The organism is Cupriavidus ulmosensis, from assembly GCF_977008105.1.
Map to the genome: position 1 here is coordinate 270,174 of NZ_CDRMWP010000003.1, position 18,666 is coordinate 288,839.

Annotated in this window: 18 protein-coding genes and 1 pseudogene; 8 read left to right on the forward strand and 11 right to left on the reverse strand. The window is 62.3% G+C overall.

What is annotated here, in order from left to right; translation table 11 throughout:
- Positions 1-15: 15 nt before the first annotated feature.
- Genes merC through merT form a run of 3 tightly spaced genes read right to left on the reverse strand, consistent with a single transcriptional unit; the run spans position 16 to position 1,100 of the window.
- Positions 16-435 (reverse strand): organomercurial transporter MerC, encoded by a 420-nt coding sequence (merC, locus tag ACWTPI_RS35245; protein WP_454731554.1) that lies wholly within the window; start codon positions 433-435, stop codon positions 16-18.
- Between the two features lie 25 nt (positions 436-460).
- Positions 461-736, reverse strand: coding sequence for a mercury resistance system periplasmic binding protein MerP (gene merP / locus ACWTPI_RS35250; protein ID WP_454731553.1), 276 nt, complete (start codon positions 734-736; stop codon positions 461-463).
- 13 nt (positions 737-749) lie between these two features.
- Positions 750-1,100 (reverse strand): mercuric ion transporter MerT, encoded by a 351-nt coding sequence (gene merT, locus ACWTPI_RS35255; RefSeq protein ID WP_454731552.1) that lies wholly within the window; start codon positions 1,098-1,100, stop codon positions 750-752.
- Between the two features lie 72 nt (positions 1,101-1,172).
- Here merT and merR point away from each other — a divergent pair, with 72 nt between their 5' ends.
- The gene (merR, locus tag ACWTPI_RS35260) at positions 1,173-1,598 is read left to right on the forward strand and encodes an Hg(II)-responsive transcriptional regulator (RefSeq protein ID WP_454731551.1); all 426 of its coding nucleotides are present in this window, start codon (positions 1,173-1,175) and stop codon (positions 1,596-1,598) included.
- A gap of 104 nt (positions 1,599-1,702) precedes the next feature.
- Here merR and tnpC read toward each other — a convergent pair whose 3' ends face one another.
- Together tnpC and ACWTPI_RS35270 are read right to left on the reverse strand one after the other, a co-directional pair.
- Complete coding sequence (gene tnpC / locus ACWTPI_RS35265) at positions 1,703-2,047, reverse strand: Tn3 family transposase post-transcriptional regulator TnpC (RefSeq protein WP_454731550.1); 345 nt, start codon at positions 2,045-2,047, stop codon at positions 1,703-1,705.
- A complete protein-coding gene (locus tag ACWTPI_RS35270) occupies positions 2,040-5,039 on the reverse strand; it encodes a Tn3 family transposase (protein WP_454731549.1) in 3,000 nt (999 codons plus the stop codon). Before ACWTPI_RS35270 ends, tnpC begins: the two co-directional genes overlap by 8 nt.
- A 164-nt stretch (positions 5,040-5,203) precedes the next feature.
- Between ACWTPI_RS35270 and ACWTPI_RS35275 the strand changes: the two genes are divergently transcribed.
- Both ACWTPI_RS35275 and ACWTPI_RS35280 read left to right on the forward strand, forming a co-directional pair.
- Complete coding sequence (locus tag ACWTPI_RS35275) at positions 5,204-5,569, forward strand: 2-deoxy-5-keto-D-gluconate 6-phosphate aldolase domain-containing protein (RefSeq protein ID WP_454734124.1); 366 nt, start codon at positions 5,204-5,206, stop codon at positions 5,567-5,569.
- A pseudogene (locus ACWTPI_RS35280) lies at positions 5,566-5,919 on the forward strand (alpha-D-glucose phosphate-specific phosphoglucomutase); the annotation flags it as partial. The gene ACWTPI_RS35275 and the pseudogene ACWTPI_RS35280, both read left to right, overlap by 4 nt.
- 211 nt (positions 5,920-6,130) lie before the next feature.
- On the opposite strand, the gene ACWTPI_RS35285 reads toward ACWTPI_RS35280, so the two are convergent.
- The 6 genes from ACWTPI_RS35285 to ACWTPI_RS35310 form a co-directional block, all read right to left on the reverse strand.
- Entirely contained in the window at positions 6,131-6,415 is a 285-nt protein-coding gene (locus ACWTPI_RS35285) for a hypothetical protein (RefSeq protein ID WP_454734126.1), read from the reverse strand.
- Positions 6,396-6,851 (reverse strand): RES family NAD+ phosphorylase, encoded by a 456-nt coding sequence (locus tag ACWTPI_RS35290; RefSeq protein ID WP_454734114.1) that lies wholly within the window; start codon positions 6,849-6,851, stop codon positions 6,396-6,398. Before ACWTPI_RS35290 ends, ACWTPI_RS35285 begins: the two co-directional genes overlap by 20 nt.
- Positions 6,851-7,276 carry an antitoxin Xre/MbcA/ParS toxin-binding domain-containing protein gene (locus tag ACWTPI_RS35295; protein ID WP_454734115.1) on the reverse strand — a complete coding sequence of 142 codons (426 nt, stop codon included), beginning with the start codon at positions 7,274-7,276 and terminating at the stop codon, positions 6,851-6,853. The genes ACWTPI_RS35290 and ACWTPI_RS35295 overlap by 1 nt, the downstream gene beginning before the upstream one ends.
- A 39-nt stretch (positions 7,277-7,315) precedes the next feature.
- Positions 7,316-7,687 (reverse strand): hypothetical protein, encoded by a 372-nt coding sequence (locus ACWTPI_RS35300; RefSeq protein WP_454734116.1) that lies wholly within the window; start codon positions 7,685-7,687, stop codon positions 7,316-7,318.
- A gap of 218 nt (positions 7,688-7,905) precedes the next feature.
- Positions 7,906-8,997 (reverse strand): PDDEXK nuclease domain-containing protein, encoded by a 1,092-nt coding sequence (locus ACWTPI_RS35305; protein WP_454734117.1) that lies wholly within the window; start codon positions 8,995-8,997, stop codon positions 7,906-7,908.
- A gap of 273 nt (positions 8,998-9,270) precedes the next feature.
- Positions 9,271-9,531 carry a hypothetical protein gene (locus ACWTPI_RS35310; RefSeq protein ID WP_454734118.1) on the reverse strand — a complete coding sequence of 87 codons (261 nt, stop codon included), beginning with the start codon at positions 9,529-9,531 and terminating at the stop codon, positions 9,271-9,273.
- A 245-nt stretch (positions 9,532-9,776) separates the two neighbouring features.
- Between ACWTPI_RS35310 and ACWTPI_RS35315 the strand changes: the two genes are divergently transcribed.
- The 5 genes from ACWTPI_RS35315 (at position 9,777) to ACWTPI_RS35335 (ending at position 17,213) form a co-directional block, all read left to right on the forward strand.
- Complete coding sequence (locus tag ACWTPI_RS35315; protein WP_059414612.1) at positions 9,777-11,201, forward strand: KAP family P-loop NTPase fold protein; 1,425 nt, start codon at positions 9,777-9,779, stop codon at positions 11,199-11,201.
- Positions 11,201-13,321 (forward strand): phage integrase family protein, encoded by a 2,121-nt coding sequence (locus ACWTPI_RS35320; RefSeq protein ID WP_059414610.1) that lies wholly within the window; start codon positions 11,201-11,203, stop codon positions 13,319-13,321. The genes ACWTPI_RS35315 and ACWTPI_RS35320 overlap by 1 nt, the downstream gene beginning before the upstream one ends.
- A gap of 438 nt (positions 13,322-13,759) precedes the next feature.
- Positions 13,760-14,386: an HNH endonuclease gene (locus ACWTPI_RS35325; RefSeq protein ID WP_082080044.1), complete on the forward strand. Its 627-nt coding sequence runs from the start codon at positions 13,760-13,762 to the stop codon at positions 14,384-14,386.
- Positions 14,387-16,173: 1,787 nt separating this feature from the next.
- Entirely contained in the window at positions 16,174-16,878 is a 705-nt protein-coding gene (locus ACWTPI_RS35330) for a ParA family protein (RefSeq protein WP_059414608.1), read from the forward strand.
- Positions 16,875-17,213, forward strand: a complete 339-nt coding sequence (locus ACWTPI_RS35335; protein ID WP_156174007.1) for a stability/partitioning determinant — start codon at positions 16,875-16,877, stop codon at positions 17,211-17,213. Before ACWTPI_RS35330 ends, ACWTPI_RS35335 begins: the two co-directional genes overlap by 4 nt.
- The last annotated feature ends 1,453 nt before the right edge of the window (positions 17,214-18,666 follow it).

Sequence of the window (18,666 nt, forward strand, 5' to 3'; positions counted from 1 at the left end):
CATGGCCAACGCGCGTCAGCCGCGTTTGGCCAGCAGTTCACAGGCGTCCGGTGCGCCGCAGCGCTTCGCCGGCGAGACGAAGTCCCAGATCGATACCCCGACCATGAAGGCCAGGCCGACATAGAGCAGCGCTTCGCTGCACCAGCCAACCATCAAATACACCGCGGCCAGCACAAGGAGCGGGCCGATCACGCCGAGCGCGGTCCGTTGCCACTGCCGATGGTTAAGCCATCCGATCCCATTGGCGAGCAGCGCGATGCCAGCGAACGCCGGCAGCAGGATACGAATGAACAGTCCCTCGTACTGACGCAAGAAGCCCAGGCTAATGGCCGCGCCCAAGCTGGCGATAGCGGGAAAACAACTCGCACAACCCATCGCCGAGACGACGCTGCCGAGGGCACCGGCCTTGTTGACCATGCGCATGATCAGTCCCATGGCGTCGCTCCCTCGCTCCCGTGGCTTACTGCTTGACGCTGGACAGATAGCCCGCGTTCTCGGTCGCCTTGGTCAGTTTCTGCACGCTGGTCTTGGCATCATCGAAGGTGACGACGGCCTCGCGCTTCTCGAAACTCACGCTGGTCTTACTTACGCCGTCGACCTTGGAGAGCGCTTTCTTGACCGTGATCGGGCAGGTCTCGCAGGTCATGCCCGGCACGGACAATGTGACGGTTTGCATCGCGGCCCATGCGGGAGCGACGGCGGCGGCGAGAGCGAGGGCGGCAAACAGCTTTCTCATGGCGAACTCCTGATCAGTAGAACCATGGCGTGACGTAGGGAAATCCGAGCGCGACCAGAACCAGCAGGGCGACGAGCCAGTACATGAGCTTGTAGGTGGCGTGTACCTGCGGGATGGCGCAGGCCTCCCCCGGGTTGCAGACTTGCGGCGGACGGAAAATGCGCCGCCAGGCGACGAACAGCGCCAGCACTGCGGTGCCGAGGAACAGCGGCCGGTATGGCTCCAGCGCCGTTAAGTTACCGATCCAGGCCCCGCTGAAACCAAGCGCGATCAGGACCAGCGGCCCCAGGCAGCAGGTGGAGGCGAGGATGGCGGCGAGCCCGCCGGCGAAGAGCGCACGGCGCCCGGCTTGCGGTTGCGGCATGCGTTTGTCCTTTCGAAGTAGGAAAGGGATAGCGTAACCTTACTTCCGTACTAATGTACGGAGCAAAGCGATATGTGGAGCGAATTGGAGAACCTGACCATCGGCGCCTTCGCCAAGGCGGCTGGTGTCAACGTGGAGACCATCCGGTTCTACCAGCGCAAGGGGCTGCTGCCAGAGCCAGACAAGCCCGCCGGCGGGATTCGTCGCTATGGCGAAACGGCTGTGGTCCGGGTGCGCTTCATGAAATCGGCCCAGCGGCTGGGATTCAGTCTGGAAGAAATCGGCGAACTGCTTCGCCTGGAGGACGGCACTCATTGCGCGGAAGCCAGCAGCCTGGCCGAGCGCAAGCTCAACGACGTGCGCGCAAAGCTTGCCGACCTGAGACGCATGGAGGCCGTGCTGTCTGAGCTGGTGTGCGCCTGCCATGCCCGCCAGGGCAACGTATCCTGCCCGCTGATCGCATCGCTGCTAGCGGGAAAAGTTCGCCAAAGGGCGTAGTGGATGCGGCTACGCTGCTCCAGCTCGTTCCGGCTTCTGCTTCTGCCGCTTCGTCGCAGCCGGCCTCACATGTGCCGTCTCGACGGGCAAGCGACCTGGCCGAGTCAGACATCGTCGCGGGGGCGCAGCGGCTCTAGTGGGCGCAGCGCATGCACGGCGCGCTTGAGCAGCACGATCCAGTCGTCCAGTTCTTCTATGATGGCCTCGGCTTGGTCCACGAGGGTCGGACCAGTGGTTGGATACGACAATGCGGCGCCGTTGATCAGAGTATGTGCCATGCCGTGCAAGCACAGCAGATCGTCGCGCAGCCCGGCTGGCTCACAGCAACGCGCGCGGATCGCATCGAGTTGGTCCACCACGCGCAGGATGGTGGTCGTGTCGAACGTGTCCCGAAGCGCTTGCAACGCCTCGGCGTCGACCCTGCCGTAAGGGGTATCGGTGTCAGGCATGACGCGGTTTGCGGACGGAATGGGCGGGGCCGGCAAAGAGGCTGTCGCGAATCCAGGCTTCCGGCAACCGCTCCAAATTGAGTTTATAGTCGCCGAAGCGCTTGATGTTGCTGGTGAGGTAGGGACTCAGGAAGCCGATGTCGGCCACGTCGACCTTGATCCCTTCCTTCACCATCGCGCGCAGGGCCTGCATCATGTCCGCCGTGTTCTGAAGAATCACGGCCGAGGCGATCAGGTCGTTGTAGCGCAGGCGCTTCTGCTGTTCGTCGGGGTCGTTTTCGGCCAGCACGTCACCGCCGAATGAGAACCATTTGGCAAAGCCATTGTAGGACTCGATCTTGTTGGTGGTCGCGGTGATCTCCTGGCGCAACTCGCGGCTGCCGATCCATTCGAGCAGGAACGCTGTGCGCACGACCTTGCCGAGTTCCTGCGCCGCCAGAAACAGGCGGTTGCGGCGGCTTTCCGAGCCGAACCGGCGCAGCAGGAGCGGCGAGGAGATTGTTCCGGCCTGAATCGATAGCGCTACCTGCATCAGGTCCTGCCAGTGGAAGGCGATCAGCTCCCAGTCCACGATGTCCGAGAACAGCCGGTCGATGTGCTTGTATTTGGTGTTGGCATCGGCTCGGTAAAGCTTCAGATCCTGCCAGTTGCGGATGCGCGGCATCAGGTTGATGCCCAGCAGATGCGTGAAGGCGAACACCGCGGCCGACTGGCCCTGGGTGTCGGCGTGCACGGTATCGGCCTCGACACTCAAGCCGGCCTTGAGCAGACCCTCGATCACGTAGATGGCTTCCCACACGCCGGGCGGAATGAAATGCCGGAACACCGCGATGTAGTTGTCGGCCACGTGCCGGTAGGCCACCGCGCCCATCTTGCGGTAGCGGAAGTGGTAGCCGGCCAGCAGGTTGTTGTCGTAGAAGTCGTACTGAGTGCCGTCAGCCGCGACGGTCTTGCCATCCCCCCAGTGCTTGGGCAGGTCGAGCCGCAGATACAGTTCGATCAATTCCCGCTGCGCGGTTTCGAGACGCTCCAGGCTCAGATGCCGGCGGTTGACGAACGACATCATGTGCGGCGTGACCCGATCCCCCATATGGCGGGCGGCCTGGGTGGGCCCCAGGTTGCAGCCCATGGCGAAGATAGTCAGCAGGTAGCGCTCGGCGGCATTGCGGATCTTGGGGTCGCTGCCGGAGAGCGGGCCGAAGTGCCGCGTGAAGTGGGTCCAGTGCTCGATGTTGGCCAGCACGTCCAGCAGATTGCGCGTGGGCATGCGCCGGATCAGCGCCTGTTGCAGGGCCACCGCGCTGGCCGGGATCTCCCTGGCGATCGTCCGCTTGAGCACGGGTTCGCCGTCCTGGCCGATGGTGACGTGCTGGCGCTTGTCGGGAAAACTGGCATCCAGCGTACGCGCCGTGTCGGTCAGCCACTGGCGTAGATGCGCCACGAAGTCCTGCGCGTTGGCCGGCATGTCCAGCTTGGCGCAGTATTCGGGCAGGCGCCGTTCGCATTCCCGCCAGGGCAGTAGGTGCGCACGGTAATCGGCAAAGGCATCCGACCCCACCACGCACAGGTCGCCGGAGCGTAGCTCGTTGACCATATGCGAGAGCACGCAGAGTTCCAGGTAGCGCCGATTGGTGGGGGCGCCCTGGTCGTGGGGGCGGCGCACCAGCTTTCGCCAGCGTTCCGAGGCGAAGCTCACATCGACGTCGGCGGCAATCCATTCGCGATGCAGGGATTCGTTGTCCAGCACCACCGCAAGTGCCGCCAGCAGCGTGCGCGACTGGCTGGTCGACTCCCATTCAAGCACCTGCGCCAGGCGCAGCATCACGGAGCGGTGCGCGCGGAAATGCCGCCATAGCAGCGGCAGGTAGTTGTTGCCGCTGAAGGCCCGCACCTCGGCGCAGCTCTCGCGCAGCGGCTCCAGATCGCCGGACGGCGCGAGGAAGCGGCGCACCTGCCGGCCGATCAGCGCGTCGTCCTGGCCATCGGCGACGATATCGACCACGCCGTCGAGCAAGGTGACCAGCTTCTCCATCTGCGCGCGCTGACGGGACTGGATGCGCTCCATCTCATCGCGCGCCCGCTTGTGGATGGTGCCCATGCGACGGATGAACATCTCCGCGAGATCGTCGCGGGTGCGCACGCGCATATGGTTAAGCAAGGCGACGATCAGCGTGTAGCGCTTCTCAGGCAGGATCTCCCGTAGATTGGCCGCGTCCAGGCTCATGGCCTGGCTGGCCAGCGAGCGCAGCTTCGAGGCGGGCACGCCTGCGATTGCGCGAGAGAAATCGCCAAGACCGTCGAGTAAGGTCAGGTGTTCTATGAGTAGGCTGAGATGCTTGCGTGATGGACGGCGCGCGTGGCGCTTGATGTTGTTGTAGGCGGTCAGGCGGTTGGTGAATTCCCGGGTGAGAAGCCGGTCCAGCCGCTGCCGTTCCTCATCCGACAAGCGCCTTGCGACGCGTCGAAACAGCGCGGTCTGCGTGCGGGTGTGAATCTGCTCGGCGATGTTGTCTAGGGTGGAGAACGCTGGCAGCTCGACCTGGCGCAGGATCAGCGCATCGATGGTGGCATTGATGATGTCCACTTGCTGGTCCATCGTTTCCGCGGCTTCGCGCGCGGCGCGGATCGTGACCTCGTTGGCATCCGTGCCAATATAGGGCTGGACGCCGAGAAATTCGCGTACCGCCGTGTAATGCCGGTACAGCGTGGGGGACAGCTTGCGGTCATAGCCAAATGCGGCATCTAGCGCCAGACCAGCGCTGGCGCGCACATGGTCGATCACGACGACGGGAATGCTGTCCAGGTTGGGGAAGTAATGCAGTTGCTGGAAGACCTTCAGCAGCACCAGCAAGCCAAGTCGCGGACCTTGTCCACGGGTTGAGCGGGTGGCCCACTCCAGTTCCTCGGCATCCGGCGTGTAACACGCCTGTAACTCCTTGGTGGAGAAAACCTTCGGGAAACTCGGGTAGGCGGTACGCTCGACGGTGGCCATACAGGATCTCGGCAATCTCTGAAGGGCCAGCCAGTCTAGCCGAGGACGATGGCAAAGTTCCAGACCAGAGTTATAACTAACCGAAATGTTTTTGCTTATCTATATAACCCCAGGGCTTATGATCGCCGATTGGCCGCATCTTGGCATGATCCCATGTCTGGAAAATCGAAGGGCTCGACGGGCGCGGGGACTACGAGCAACTGGTCGAGACCGTGCGGCGCGACGCGCGCGATGACGTCTGCTGCATCGTGCTGGGACGCGGCGCCGGCGAAGCCCGGGTCGTGGCGTGGCTGGAAGCCGCGGCGCCGGTGCCCGGCATGATCGGCTTCGCGGTCGGGCGCACCACGTTCTGGGATGCCATCGCCGGTTACGAGAGCGGAGAAATCAACAGGCGGGAAGCCGTCTCGCGCATCGCCCGGAACTATGCCCGCTGGGTCGTGCGCTTCGAGCGGGCGCGTGCGTCCCATCGCGCCACGGCGCTCGGGGCCGCCGGCTCCGCAACGCCGGATACGCCGGATACGCCGTCATGATCGTCAGCCCCCTGGCCGGCAAGCCGGCGCCACGCTCGATCCTGGTCGACGTCGCGCGGCTGGTCACGGCCTACTACACCGATGCGCCCGATCCCGCCGAAGCGCGGCAACGCGTGATATTCGGCACTTCCAGCCATCGCGGGTCATCGCTGGAGCGAAGCTTCAACGCGCCGCACGTGCTTGCCATCAGCCAGGCGATCTGCGAATACCGCGCCGGGCAAGGGATCGACGCCCCGCTGTTCCTCGGCATCGACACCCATGCATTGTCGGTGCCCGCCTGCGCCAGCGCGCTCGAGGTACTGGCCGCCCACGGCGTGCACGTCATACTCGCCGAGCACGACGAGTACACGCTGGTTCTAATGGTCGTGCTGCACAATGATGGCCTGACGTTCCGGCAAGCCAGCGTAGGAATAGCAAATGATCAGGGTGCTGCTCAATTTTTTCACCCCATTGCCCCCAAAGCGGGTATCGCGCGAGTCGACCGACGCCTTGCACGCAGATATCAAGGCTGCGGGCGTATGGGGCGAGGAGATCGGAGACCCGCCGGCGCCAGACCTCCAGCTAACCGGACTGCACCGCCAGTGCCAGGTGGCTACGGTGCTTGCGTGAGGGATAGCGGAAGCCGACAGGGCCGCCCTCCTCCGTCATACCCGGGAGGACCTCGAACATACGCAGACCGAACCACTGGCACCATGCATGGTCGCCGTGGATCTGATCGTAGATGCCCGACTTGCTTAGCACCGCGCCATAGGTGCCCGGAACGCGGAGGAATCGCGTGCCGGCGGGCAAAGCGACTTCCGCGCCGGGCAGCGGTTTGGTCGCGCTCCTAGCGGAATAGCCGCTCATCCCAGCGCACGGGCTCAGCCGGCCCGACGACAATCCGTACAGCCTCCGGGTGGGCAGGATTGACCAGCGCATTCCACTCGGCGCGCGCGACCACAGACGGCACCAGCAAGATCGCAGTTCTCCCGTCCTCCAGCCAGCGATCTCCGTAGGCGCGCGCGATGGCTGGCGCATCGTGTGCATCCCAGCCTGCCGGCAAGGCCGTCCATTCGACGCGCTCAATTGACACATCCTCGGGCACGTCGGCGGCCACACAAACGTGGTGGCGCGGCACCTTGCCGATGCGCGCATGGACCAGCACCTCGAGCATGGCGCCGGAGAAGGTCAGCGCCCCGTAAATGACGGGCCGCCCTGGGCTGTTGAAGCGCCCTCCGACCAGCATGGCGCCGGTGCCGGTCCAGATCGGGTGGCGACTGTCGGCGATGCGGTAGATCCGCATCAGACCGGAATCCCATAGAACAGCTTCCAGAGCAGCTCTTCCACCCGGCGCGCGCCCAACTCCGTCATGCCAACGTCCAAGGGGGTGCGGCCCTCCAGCAGCGGGTGCGGCGTGTTGAGAAATTCACGGGCGTCATCTTCGTCGTCCCAGACAAAATTGGCGCTCGCGAAGATTCGCGCCAGGCGCTCGGTCTTCTCGGACTCGTCCGGCGACAACCGCTCGCGGCGGCGCTTGTAGGTCGCCTCGGGCACGATCCGCGCCATCAAGGCGCGTCGCTGCTCAACCGAACGCGCAACGTGCGCCACGCTCTCGCGCAGCGCCGCCTTCGGCAGGCCTTCGCGCACCGCCGCATCGAGCTCGGCAAACGAGTGCGGCACCGGCGCCAGCGCCATGACCGCGCTGATCTCTTCGGGCGTGATCGCCATCTCGGCTCCATCTGGCATCAAATGACTAACCATTATAGATCAAATGATTCCTCCTGACGGCCCCCAGTCGCTGACGAGCCGGGCCGGCTGGAATATCGCGCCGACCCCGTCGCTGTGCTGGACGGCGAAATAGGGGACGCTGTCGAAGCTAAGTCGAACTGGCTCAACAGTGGGAAGAACGATCGGCTCATCGGGACGCCATCCAGCGAACTGGGCCTCGACAGCGCGGACGATGTGCTTTGGGCAGCAGCGCCGCATGGTCCAAGGCGCATCGTCGAGGCCGGTGGGCAGCAGGATCTCGCGCCGGCTGACCCAGGCCGGTTCGTTGCCGACAAGGGCCTCGTCGACGGTGTCGATGGCATCCCCCTGCGAACCCGCCAGACGATGGGCGAATCCCTGCCGGCCCAGCATCGAGAAGGCCGCCGCGTAATTGTCCCGGCCCACCGTTGCGACGGCCGCGGGCGCTGGGGAGTTCGTGGTACTGGCCGCTGACGCTGCGGGACCAGGGGCGCAGGGCACACCCGGGCCACCGTGGCAGAACACGGTCGGCGGGGTCCCCGGCCGCCACGCACCATAGGCTGCCACCAGTTCCGTCGCGCCCGGCGCGCCGGACGCGAGACCGGCGGCAACTACGCGTCCCGCGGTTGCGCCGCCGCCGCCGCGTGGCGGCGCGCCCGTAATCGGCAGGATCTGCGCACGCCAGCCATCCTTGGCCGCCTTGTCCGCGTCACCGAACGTGCCCTTGGCATCGACCGGGCGCACCTCGGTGATCGACCGGGCGCACCTCGGTGGGCTTGGCGAAGACGAAATCCGGATGCGCGGCGACCAACTTGGGTGCCGCAGCGCAGTCCTCGCAGTGGCCCGCCCAGCGGTAGCCGAGCGCCTGCATATCCTGGTAGGCCAGCGCAGCCGCGATCATGCCGGTAAGCCAACTGCCCGGCATACTCGGGCTTGAACGGCGTGGTCTTCAGTTCCACGACGACGTAGCAACGCAGTTTCAGATGATAGAACAACAGGTCGATGAAGAATTCGTCGCCACCGACCTCCAGCCGGTACTGACGGGCGACAAAGGCGAAGCCGGCTCCTAATTCCAGCAGGAAGCGCGTAATGTGCTGGGTCAGCGCACGCTCGATCTCGCGTTCTTGCGCCGCTTCGGTCAGTCCCAGGAAATCGAAAATGTAGGGATCTTTGAGCGTCTCGCGAGCTAGGTCCGACTGGGCCGGCGGCAGTCGGTCCGCAAAGTTGGTGACTGCCCCGCCCTTCCGCTCATGCAGCCGGGTTTCGATCTGCATCACCAAGATGTTGCGCGACCAGCCGTACTCGCTAGCCTGCGCGGCATACCATTCGCGTAGCTCGTTGGTCTTCAGTTTGTCCAACAGGGTACACAGGTGGAACCAAGGCAATTGTGCAGCAGGCTGCTGCACAAACTCGCCTCCTGGCCAGGCCTCGGCGAGGGCACGCATGTATTTGAGGTTGCGGGGCGAGAAGCCCTTCATGTCCGGGAAGGCCGCACGCAGGTCGCGCGCGAGCCGGTCAATCACGCGCGCGCCCCACCCTTGCTGTTGCTGCCGCTCAAGGATGTCGCGGCCGATCTGCCAATAGAGGGTCACCAACTCGCGGTTCACGGATACGGCGGCGCGCTGCCGCGCCCGCTCGACCCGCGTCTTGAGGTCAGCCAACCAGGCCGCATAGTCGGCGGAAAGAGGAGTGATGTCGGGCATGCAGTGACCAATGCGTGGTGGGAGCAGCGCCCCTCGGGCGCCGGCATCTCCGTTCATTATCCCGGTCGACCAGGCGGCGAGCAACCTTGGGGCTCCGCCTGCCGGTGACCAGTTCGGCCAGCGTTCGCGTCGGGCGTCGCCGCCCTCGCACGTTCGCCGGCAGGTCGCCCCGCGGCACCAGAATTCTTGCCTCCGCACGCTCCTCGATTGCGGCCCTATTCTCAGGCCGGGCGCGAACCACGCCATACCGGTCCCGGCCTCGAGCGGGTTCGACTAGCGCTTGCCCAGTTGCGCGCGCTCGGCCTCATTGAGTTGGTCACGATGCAGGTACTGGCCCGGCACGGGCGGAATGGGCGTCAGCTTCGCGGTCACGCCTGCTCCGGCGTCGCGCCCGCCTGCCCCCACCAGCCCCTCCACTTGCCCATTTTCCCTCAGTCCCCACGCCGCCAGGTGCCAGACTGCCGGCGGGTTCCCCTCTCGCACGTCCGAATGAACAAAGAACCAATCGTGGGCGGGGATGATCTGCGTGTGCATAGTGCGCGCTCCGTTGTCGTGACGACGCTGTTAAAAACGTCTCTTACGGCACTAAACGGCACTTTCTTAACCAAAAATTATCTTTCTTCACTACATGATAACTCTTATTATCATGTACTTTGAAAATAATGTACGCATTCCCTAGCAGGGCCGGCGGCACCCTGCCTATAATGTGACCCTATGCGCGCGTCCCCGCGCCGGCACTGGGCTGGCGGGCCGCCCGTCTGTCCTGAACAGGGATCTCCATGGCTGACGCAACCTCCTCCGTGCTCGTGCAACGCCCTCCGCTCACAGATATCAAGGTCCCATTCGAAGGCGATCTGCTGCAACGACAAGCTGTGGCCGAGCGGCTGACGGCCTACGTGCAGCGCCTGCAGGTCGGGGCCGTGGTCGCGATCGACGCGCCGTGGGGCGAGGGCAAGACCTGGTTCGGCCGACACTGGGCCAAGCACCTCGAGCAGCAGGGCCACCGGGTCGGCTTCCTCGACGCGTTCGGCCAGGACTATGCGGAGGACGCCTTCATGGTGCTGTCCGCGGCGATCCTCAAGCTGTGCACCGGCGACGCGACGGTCGCCGACAAGGTCAAGCACGGCGCCGGCGAGGTCATGCGCGCGCTGCTGCCGGTGGCCACCAAGGCGCTAATCCATGTCGCGACCACGGCGGTCGGCGCCGGCGCTGTCGTGGAGGCGGTGAACAAGGCCACCGACCTGGACCTCGGCGCAGACGAATTCGCCGCCGCCGCCAAGCAGGCCGGGGACAAGGCGGGCGATGTCACCAGCGCGTGGGTGAAACGCCGCCTCGGCCAGTGGGAGGCCGAGCAGAAGAGCGTGGCGGGGTTCCGCCAAATTCTCGCTGAATTTGCCAGCGAGACCTACGAGCAAACGAAAAAGCCGGTCGTCATCGTGGTCGACGAACTCGATCGCTGCCGACCAGCCTTTGCCGTGGCGCTGCTGGAGCGCATCAAGCATTTCTTCGACGTACCGCACCTGGTGTTCGTGCTGCTCATGAACCGGGACCAGTTAGAGAAAGCCATCCGCGGCGTGTATGGGGCGGAGACCGACGCCGCCACCTATCTCGGGAAGTTCTTGCACCTGTCACTTCGGTTGCCCAAAACGCACACGCGCTCGGTGACCACCGATCACCCCGCGCGTCGCTTCATCGCAACCGTGATGACGCTCCTCGGCCTGCAGACGGGAATTTTCGCGGACCATTTCGCCGCGTGCGCGCTGCTGTTCAACCTGTCGCTGCGCGAGATCGAACGCGGCTGCACGCTCTTCGCGTTGACAGACGGTCGACAGGAGATGCTTCGAGCCTATCTCATCGCGCTCAAACTGAAACGGCCCGACCTCTATCAGGCCTTGCGCGATCCTCTTCGCACCGACGAAGCGCATCGGGCATGCTTCGCGCTGTTGGAAGAAGAAACGTCGATGTTGGTCCGAGCGGAAAGCAGGCGCTCGAGACAATCGGTCGCCCTGCACGACACGGATTTTCCCGGCCCGTATTTCAATGGCCTGCTTTACTTTCATGGAAGTTTTACGGGCCACAGTAACAGTGTCCTTGAAGATGCTGGGCGGAAGGCACAGCAGGCTATGAGCGGTATTTTTGGACCCCGAGACACCGACCGCGTATTCGGGCACGCGCTGAGCGCTATCGACCTGGACATCCAGTAATGGCGACAAGGCTGGCGCCAGCGGTGCCTGCTCAGCCTGCCCGCCGGCGCCGCTCGGTGACGCGCCGGCCGCTGCATCGCGGCCACTTCGGCTTTCTGCGCGCGCTCATCCAGGGCATGCCCGCGCGCCCGATGTGGGAACGCTATCTGGCCGAGGAAGGTGAGATTGAAGACGAAGCGCCGGCAACGGCTGCAGCGGGCGACTCGACTACCACCGACGCGGCCGCTGCACGGTTCGCAGATCACCCGAAGGTGCGCCGGGTCACGGCATGGCTGCGTGGGGAGTTGGCCGCGGCCGCCGGCCGCGCCGAACGGTACGGCATGGCTCGCCTGGTGCGAGTTGACTTCCGCCAGATCGGCCGACCGGGCGAGGGGTTGCCGTCGTTGGAGGATTTTGCGGCTGAGGCCGGGCTGGACGGGTTTTCCCAATCGGAGCAAATGGAGGCGTACCGGGCCCGCTTCGGTCGCGCGCTCGAGCGCGAGGCCAAACGTGCCGCGCTGATGCGCCGGCAACTGGAAGCCATCGACTGGCTGGAAGGAAAATACGCGCAGCCCGTGTTGGCCGCAGACGCTTGCCGCGCCTGGCTGGCCGATACTCTGGCGATACGGCTGGAGGCCGCCGGCGTGAGCACGCTCGCCGACCTCATCGATCGCATCAACGGGCTCGGCAATGGCTGGGCCCGGGGCGTGGCTGGGATTGGCGCGGGCAAGGCTCGCGCGATCGAAGCCTTCCTGACCAGTCACACTGAAACGCTCGGCAAGACGATCGGCCCTCATGTGGCGGTACCGCGCCGCCAGCGCTACGCCCACGAACTCGCGCGCGTGGTGCCGCGAGGCACCAACGATGCGACCTTGGTGCCGCTAGACAAACTCGTCATGCCGGCCGAACTGGACGGTCGCAACGGTGCCTACCGCCTTCCGCAGGCCCGCTGCCTCATCAGCGCACACAACGACTATGAAGCCGTGCTGTCGTGGCTACGCGCCAAACCGGGATTGCCGCCAGACCAGGTGGCACGCTTGCGCGAGCGCCGGCGGGACGTGGCCACCGTCCCCGGCCCGCTCGACTGGCTGAACTGGCTCTCCAATACCCAGCGCGCCTATCGCAAGGAGGCCGAGCGCTTCCTGCTGTGGGCGCTGCTTGCCCGCCGCAAACCACTGTCCTCAATGGACACCGACGACTGTCTGGCATATCGGGATTTCCTCGCCGCGCCGCCCGCTGACTGGTGTGCGCCACGCTCCCGTGAGCGCTGGAGCCCGCTGTGGCGTCCCTTCGAGGGTCCGCTCAATCCGAGCGCGCAACGCTACGCCGTCGGCGTGCTGACCAACCTCTACTCGTACCTGAACGCGAAGAACTACCTGGCCGGGAATCCGTGGCAGGGAATTCACGTCCCGCGCAGCGCCACGCCGCAGCTGGATGTCGGGCGGAGCCTTACCGAAGACCAGTGGGTATTCGTGACCGATTGTCTGGCCCGCCTGGTTCCCACTTCGGCCAATCAACGCCTGCAGGTCGCCCTGCCCCTCCTGTATGCCACCGGGCTGCGCCTCTCCGAGGTGATCGGCGTCACCACCGACGACCTGGAATGGGTGAGCCTCGCCCAGCCGGGCACCGGGGAGCGGGAGGAAGGCTGGTGGCTGACAGTACTCGGCAAGGGCAACAAGTTGCGCCGCGTTCCGGTGCCGGATAGCACCATCGCCGCACTCGGGCGCTACCTGCAGACGCGCGGGTTTTCCGCGGATCCGGCGGCTAGCCGCGGTGTCGCGTTGCTCGGCCATGCCACGGACCAGGCCGAGCGCGCGCCCTGGGCGAAACGGGACACTGCCGGCGCCGACGCTGGACTTGCCGGATCGACCCTCTATCGCCAGATCAAGCGCTTTTTCGAGACATGCGCCGTCGAGCTCGAGCCGGTAGACCCGCGCGGCGCGGCGCGATTGGCTTCGGCCAGCACTCACTGGATGCGGCACACTCATATATCGCATGCGCTGGCTGCCGGTGCGCCGCTGGAAGCTGTCAAGCAAAACGCTGGGCACGCATCGCTAGACACGACAACACGCTATGTGACGACAGAGGACGCCAGACGTATGCGCGCAATGAAGCAGCTCTGGAGCAAAGACGGGAACTAGCACTCTCAGCAACGGCAGATCAGATCAACAGGGAGGTCGGCCTACCCTCCCCGTCTTACTGTCCGGGCTTTCCAATTGCTGAGGCGCGCGGCCGGAGCCCCTTCCAGTCAATTCAGTAGCTTTTTCCAGACATGCGCCGTCGAACTCGAGCCGGTAGACCCGCGCGGCCGGGCGCGGCTGGCCACGGCTAGCACACATTGGATGCGGCATACTCATGTTTCCCCCGCATTGACCGCCGGCGCACCGCTCGAGACGGTCAAGCAGAACGCGGGGCACGCATCGCTGGACACGACAACACTTTACGTAACCACCGAGGACGCCCGCCGCATGGACGCAATGAAGCGGTTCTTTGATTCGGGAAGATGAAACGAATCGACGCGCTTGACTGTCGAGTGGCGCCCGCCAGGTGAGGACAACTGGTTTTGCGGGAAATGGGAAATGAGCTACATCATCTTAGATAGAGCCGCCTTGGAGAAACGGGCGGCACGCACATCCGACCCGCGGCATCGCTACTATGCCGCGCTACTCAACGCCTCGGCCTTCGACGACTATGTGCGCGCCATCAAGGGCGAAACGCCGGTGTACCCGCGCACCTTTGGGAAGGGACGCGTGCCCATTACCCCCATGCAGGAATATCGCTACGCCCGCGATCGACGTAAATGGATCACGGAAGCGTTCCCGACGCCATCGCAGAAGAATACGCTGAAGGACTTCAATGAGGCCTTCGCGCGAGATCTCGACGCGGCGTCACGCAGAAGCCCTGAGGAGCGAAAACAGCGGTTGGCGCGGGCATCCAAGACACCGAAGCGCATCACGGTAACCACAACTGTTTTCGCGCGTAACGCCGACGTGGTGCTGCAAGTACTCGATCGCGCAAACGGCCAGTGCGAGGGATGCAGCCAGGTTGCGCCATTTCGACGCAAATCCGACAACTCGCCGTATTTGGAGGTGCACCATGTCGTCCATCTAGCAGATGGCGGTGAGGATACGGTGGACAACGCCCTCGCCCTCTGCCCGAACTGTCATCGACGGCGGCATTTTGGACCGGCCGACAGCGCGACATAGCCTACGGCTGGATGGTGAGGGGTTGCCCTCGCCTTGGCTAAAAGCCATTTGTGCCACGGGGAATCGAGGTGCCACAAGCAATGATCGAAGCCGGCGGTCTGACTGAGCACTATTCAGTATATAACCGCGCGATGCTGCGGACGCTGATCGGATAGCCGGTAGCTACCAGCTACAGATTGAATTTGAATGCCGGAGTGCGGCAGATCACAGGCTGCGATCAGTAGTAGAGGCATTGCGCCCTCTACTGGGCTGCCCATCTCTAATACCTCGCCCATCCGCTATCTGGTAGCTATCTGGTATCTACATAGTATCCAAACAGCAGGACTGAGTCAGATGATGGGCAGATGCCCACCGAGGTTAGCTAGTAGCTATCTGGCGATGGCACTCGCTGCGCCGAAGCTGTTTGGTGATAGGAACGTTGTCCTGGTTGCCTATCGAAGCCAAGTACGGTTCAGCCACCTTGGCCGGTAGATGACTGATAGCTACCAACCATAGAGCGGAACCATCAACGAGAGCGTCATGGCACAGGTGAAGCTTGGCAATGAAGGGAGTTCGAGCGGCTATTCATAGCGCCCTCCTCTCCCTACGGCCGCCGGCCAATTCCTCACCAGATCGTATCTGGTAGCTACCAGATAGTTTTTCCTTAAGAATTGGTGCGGACTCTAATGCAGTCGGCTAGATCAAAGGCACAATTGCCTAATGCTAGCTGGTAGCTACTGGCTACCCTGCCTGATCGCATCAACCAAGAGAAATCGAGGTTCTCGCTCAGGTTGCCAAAACCAATACGCTGCCCGGGTCTCAAACCAAGAAATAGCTGGTAGCTACCAGCTATCAATCTGCTTGGCCTGGTCCAGTTGGCCAGAGCGGTCAGGCGATATGGGCAGTGAAGGGGCCTCGAGCGACTATTTACACACTGAGGCCGCACCTTCTAAGAGTGGGGAGTTCGAGCCACAATGCGCCGGTCAGTCTGCACCAGACAGCCAAATCGTAAGCTCAGGCGTAAGGCTAGCTGGTAGCTATCAGGTACCTAATTGGATCAACCGGGAACGGGCGGCAAATGGCTGCGTCGTTCTGGTTGTTTTCCCGTGGTAATACGTTGCGCCAGGATATCCGTCCCACGGGTAGCTAGTAGCTACCAGATACTCCAAAGTCGGTCTTGGGGCCGGGGCGCTCGTGCATTGTCCGGTAGGAAAGGAATTCGATCAGTCATGATGCCCCGCACGCCTTCTTCCATCAACCTTGTCATTTTTAGCTGGTAGCTATCTAGTAGCTTAGCTCGCCCAATTAAGACTGACCTGAGAACGCAAAGTTACCCTCTCTCGTCTCAGCCGATGCTCGGCGCGACGGACGAATCGGTCGATAAGGATTGTTAGCTGGTAGCTATCAAGTAGCTTTGCGGCGATCCGTGTGACCTCAACATTGAATTTCTCCGTGCTTGCGCTGTCCGCGGGCAAAGTAGGTAGCCGATAGCTACCAATTGAATGAAGCGGCCGGCATCACCAAAAAATGGTATCTCCTAGGTACCTATCAGGTACCATAATAAAGAAAAATATATATTTATCAATCAGTTACGAACTGCGAATGAGCAACCTTAGTAGCCATCAGATACCTAAAGCCTACCTCTTAGGTACTGTAGTGGCTACTAAGATAGCTACCGCGGTACCAAGATAGCTATCGGATACCCCTTGGATATCGGGTAGCTATCCGCTACTATGGATACCAATCAGATACCAGATTGCTTCTTTACCTGATAGCTACCAGCTAATGTAAGTAACTAAGGAACTTCGATGCCAACCATCGTGTTTGTTAGCCCTAAGGGCGGCGCAGGGAAAACCACCTCAGCGTTGGTTCTTGCCACGCAAATTGCGGAGCGGGGCCGGGACGTCACGGTTATCGACGCTGATCCGAATCATCCCGTCCAGACTTGGGCTAAAGGGGGTGCAGCACCGAAGACGATGAAAGTGGTGTCGGATGTCACGGAGGAAGACATTGCCGACAGAATCGATGAGGCATCGAAGGAGTCCACTTTCGTGATCGTTGACCTCGAGGGAACTGCAGCGACCATCGTAGCTCACGCTATTAGCGAGGCGGATTTCGTCGTAGTGCCAACCCAGGGTTCCCAGCTCGACGCGGAACAGGCCGGCCGGGCGTTTCGCCTCATTCGTGCTCACGAGCGCGGGATTCAGAAGCACAAACCTGACTATAAGCTCCCCTACGCGGTCCTCTTCACAAGAACCTCTGTTGCAATTCGAAGTCGTGACACGGCTCATATCCGTCAATCGTTCTCGGAGGCAGGAATTCCGATGTTCGTGACCGAGTTGAATGAACGGGCAGCGTTCAAGGCAATGTTCTCGTACCGGCAGTCGCTATCCGGGCTCAGCCGCTCGGAGGTCTCGAATGTAGATAAGGCGATCGAGAATGCCGAGGCATTTGCTGGCGAAGCTCTCCAATTCCTGCGCAAGGATCAACCTGACACAGCAAGGGTGGCGTGAACATGAGCAGAGCAAATCCTCTTGACGCAGCTCTCGAAGAATTCGAGCCCCAGCCGCGGGACGACAAGCCCCGTGCTGACCGCACAGCCATCGAGCAACTGGCCAAGGAAAACGGCTTCGTTAGTCGCGATGCGCGGAAGCTGGAAACGGCAGCCACAACACCGCCTGTCCGGCGCCAACGCCGCTTTACAACCGGCCGCAACATGCAAATCAACATCAAGGCCACAGCGGAGACGATTGCTCGCTTCAACGCACTGGCGGAAGCACTTAATCTCCCGGCTGGCGCACTACTTGAGCGTGCTGTCGAAGCAATGGAAGCTAAGCACAAAAGGTAGCTGATAGCTACTAGATACCAGACAAGAAGGGGGGCGTTGCCCCCTTCTTGTCTTTTTACCGCCGTGCACGTTCGAGTGCTGAACCCGCTCCTGGTAATTTCTAACTGACTAGGTGTTCAAGGCGAAAGTGGCTTGGCTTTCCGCGAGCTGCTCATATCAGCGGGGAGCGAGAACCTGGCCGAAGAGGCAGCGCTACCTCCAGTCGTCAGTGATGCTAGCCCGAACAGGACCGTAGCGCCGCTGCTTGACCTCGGGTCGCTAGCATGTGCTAGCGGTCGAGCACGCCGTCTCTGAGAGCTTATTGAGGCTCACTGACAGGCAAGGTAGGGGGTCCTATATTCCTTTCAGCAGCGGCCAGGTAGCGCACGAGCTAGCTCCTGGTGGTAGAGCCATCTCAGTAGATGTCGTGCTGACGTCGAGCTCTGAAGCTTGGGGCAGGGTGGGTGGATGTCTTGCAAAGAGACGCACGCTGGTTTAAGTGCTTTATTACACACTGTAAACCCTTTGGTAAACCTTTAGCCGCCCAAGATCCGCGCCCAGTAAGGGTTTCCGGGAGGTTAGGTGAACAGTAGTAGGGATATGGTGAACAGTGATGAGGCGAAAGGGTTGGGGATTTGGGGATATGGTGAACAGTGATGGGGCGAAAGGGCTGTGGATTTGGGGGAAGGGTGAACCATTTTGGGGAGGTGGCTGGCGCTCTGGCACGTGATCTGGAGGTGAAGAGATTTGGGGCGACCTTAGGGTGAAGCTTTTTGGGGAGGAGGATCCCCTCAAATTTCAGGCCCTCAGAGCGCTACGACCGATAGGTGAATAGTATTGGGGATGCGTTTAGGTGAAGGTATTTGGGGTCCCCGGAACCGCGGAGCTCGCCGAAAGCCAGTAATGACGCCATAGGTGAACAGTCTTGGGGGTGCCAAAGGTGAACGATTTTGGGGTGGCGATATGTGAGTGAGTACTTCACCTGCTGACCGCCATGAAGTGATGGTGAACAGGTTTGGGGACGTCGTAAGGTGAAAGGAAATGGGGAATAGCGAATCTAACCCTGGGTTATGAGTGCGCTAAATATCACTTTTATCATACCTTTGCTACCGAGGCCGATCTGACGCACGGACGCACGGCAGACGTCGCGGATTTATTCCCCGAAAGCTACCCAAAAACATTCACCTTTCGCGTCTCAGTCGCGCGGATGTGATCTATAGGGCCACAATTTCGCCAAAAGGCGAACAAATTTGGGTAGCTTTCGAAGCCTAGGTGAATGATTTTGGGGCAGGCATAGCTGAAGTCCCCCATGAGGTGACCGAGCTAAGTTCCGGATTCTTTGGGCAAAGCGAATCGAGACGGGATAGCAGTGATGGCAAGACTCTGGTCATGACGGGCTGCACCTGTGCCGAGCTTGATAGGTGAACGAATGAGGACTAAGATTTCACCAATCCATCGCCAACACCGGTCCTAG

What these genes read in the sequence shown, in the direction of transcription:
- merC (WP_454731554.1), bottom strand. Translation starts at nt 435, where the DNA reads ATGGGACTGATCATGCGCATGGTCAACAAGGCCGGTGCCCTCGGCAGC.
- merP (WP_454731553.1), bottom strand. Translation starts at nt 736, where the DNA reads ATGAGAAAGCTGTTTGCCGCCCTCGCTCTCGCCGCCGCCGTCGCTCCC.
- merT (WP_454731552.1), bottom strand. Translation starts at nt 1,100, where the DNA reads ATGCCGCAACCGCAAGCCGGGCGCCGTGCGCTCTTCGCCGGCGGGCTC.
- merR (WP_454731551.1), top strand. Translation starts at nt 1,173, where the DNA reads ATGTGGAGCGAATTGGAGAACCTGACCATCGGCGCCTTCGCCAAGGCG.
- tnpC (WP_454731550.1), bottom strand. Translation starts at nt 2,047, where the DNA reads ATGCCTGACACCGATACCCCTTACGGCAGGGTCGACGCCGAGGCGTTG.
- ACWTPI_RS35270 (WP_454731549.1), bottom strand. Translation starts at nt 5,039, where the DNA reads ATGGCCACCGTCGAGCGTACCGCCTACCCGAGTTTCCCGAAGGTTTTC.
- ACWTPI_RS35285 (WP_454734126.1), bottom strand. Translation starts at nt 6,415, where the DNA reads ATGAGCGGCTATTCCGCTAGGAGCGCGACCAAACCGCTGCCCGGCGCG.
- ACWTPI_RS35290 (WP_454734114.1), bottom strand. Translation starts at nt 6,851, where the DNA reads ATGCGGATCTACCGCATCGCCGACAGTCGCCACCCGATCTGGACCGGC.
- ACWTPI_RS35295 (WP_454734115.1), bottom strand. Translation starts at nt 7,276, where the DNA reads ATGGCGATCACGCCCGAAGAGATCAGCGCGGTCATGGCGCTGGCGCCG.
- ACWTPI_RS35300 (WP_454734116.1), bottom strand. Translation starts at nt 7,687, where the DNA reads ATGCTGGGCCGGCAGGGATTCGCCCATCGTCTGGCGGGTTCGCAGGGG.
- ACWTPI_RS35305 (WP_454734117.1), bottom strand. Translation starts at nt 8,997, where the DNA reads ATGCCCGACATCACTCCTCTTTCCGCCGACTATGCGGCCTGGTTGGCT.
- ACWTPI_RS35310 (WP_454734118.1), bottom strand. Translation starts at nt 9,531, where the DNA reads ATGCACACGCAGATCATCCCCGCCCACGATTGGTTCTTTGTTCATTCG.
- ACWTPI_RS35315 (WP_059414612.1), top strand. Translation starts at nt 9,777, where the DNA reads ATGGCTGACGCAACCTCCTCCGTGCTCGTGCAACGCCCTCCGCTCACA.
- ACWTPI_RS35320 (WP_059414610.1), top strand. Translation starts at nt 11,201, where the DNA reads ATGGCGACAAGGCTGGCGCCAGCGGTGCCTGCTCAGCCTGCCCGCCGG.
- ACWTPI_RS35325 (WP_082080044.1), top strand. Translation starts at nt 13,760, where the DNA reads ATGAGCTACATCATCTTAGATAGAGCCGCCTTGGAGAAACGGGCGGCA.
- ACWTPI_RS35330 (WP_059414608.1), top strand. Translation starts at nt 16,174, where the DNA reads ATGCCAACCATCGTGTTTGTTAGCCCTAAGGGCGGCGCAGGGAAAACC.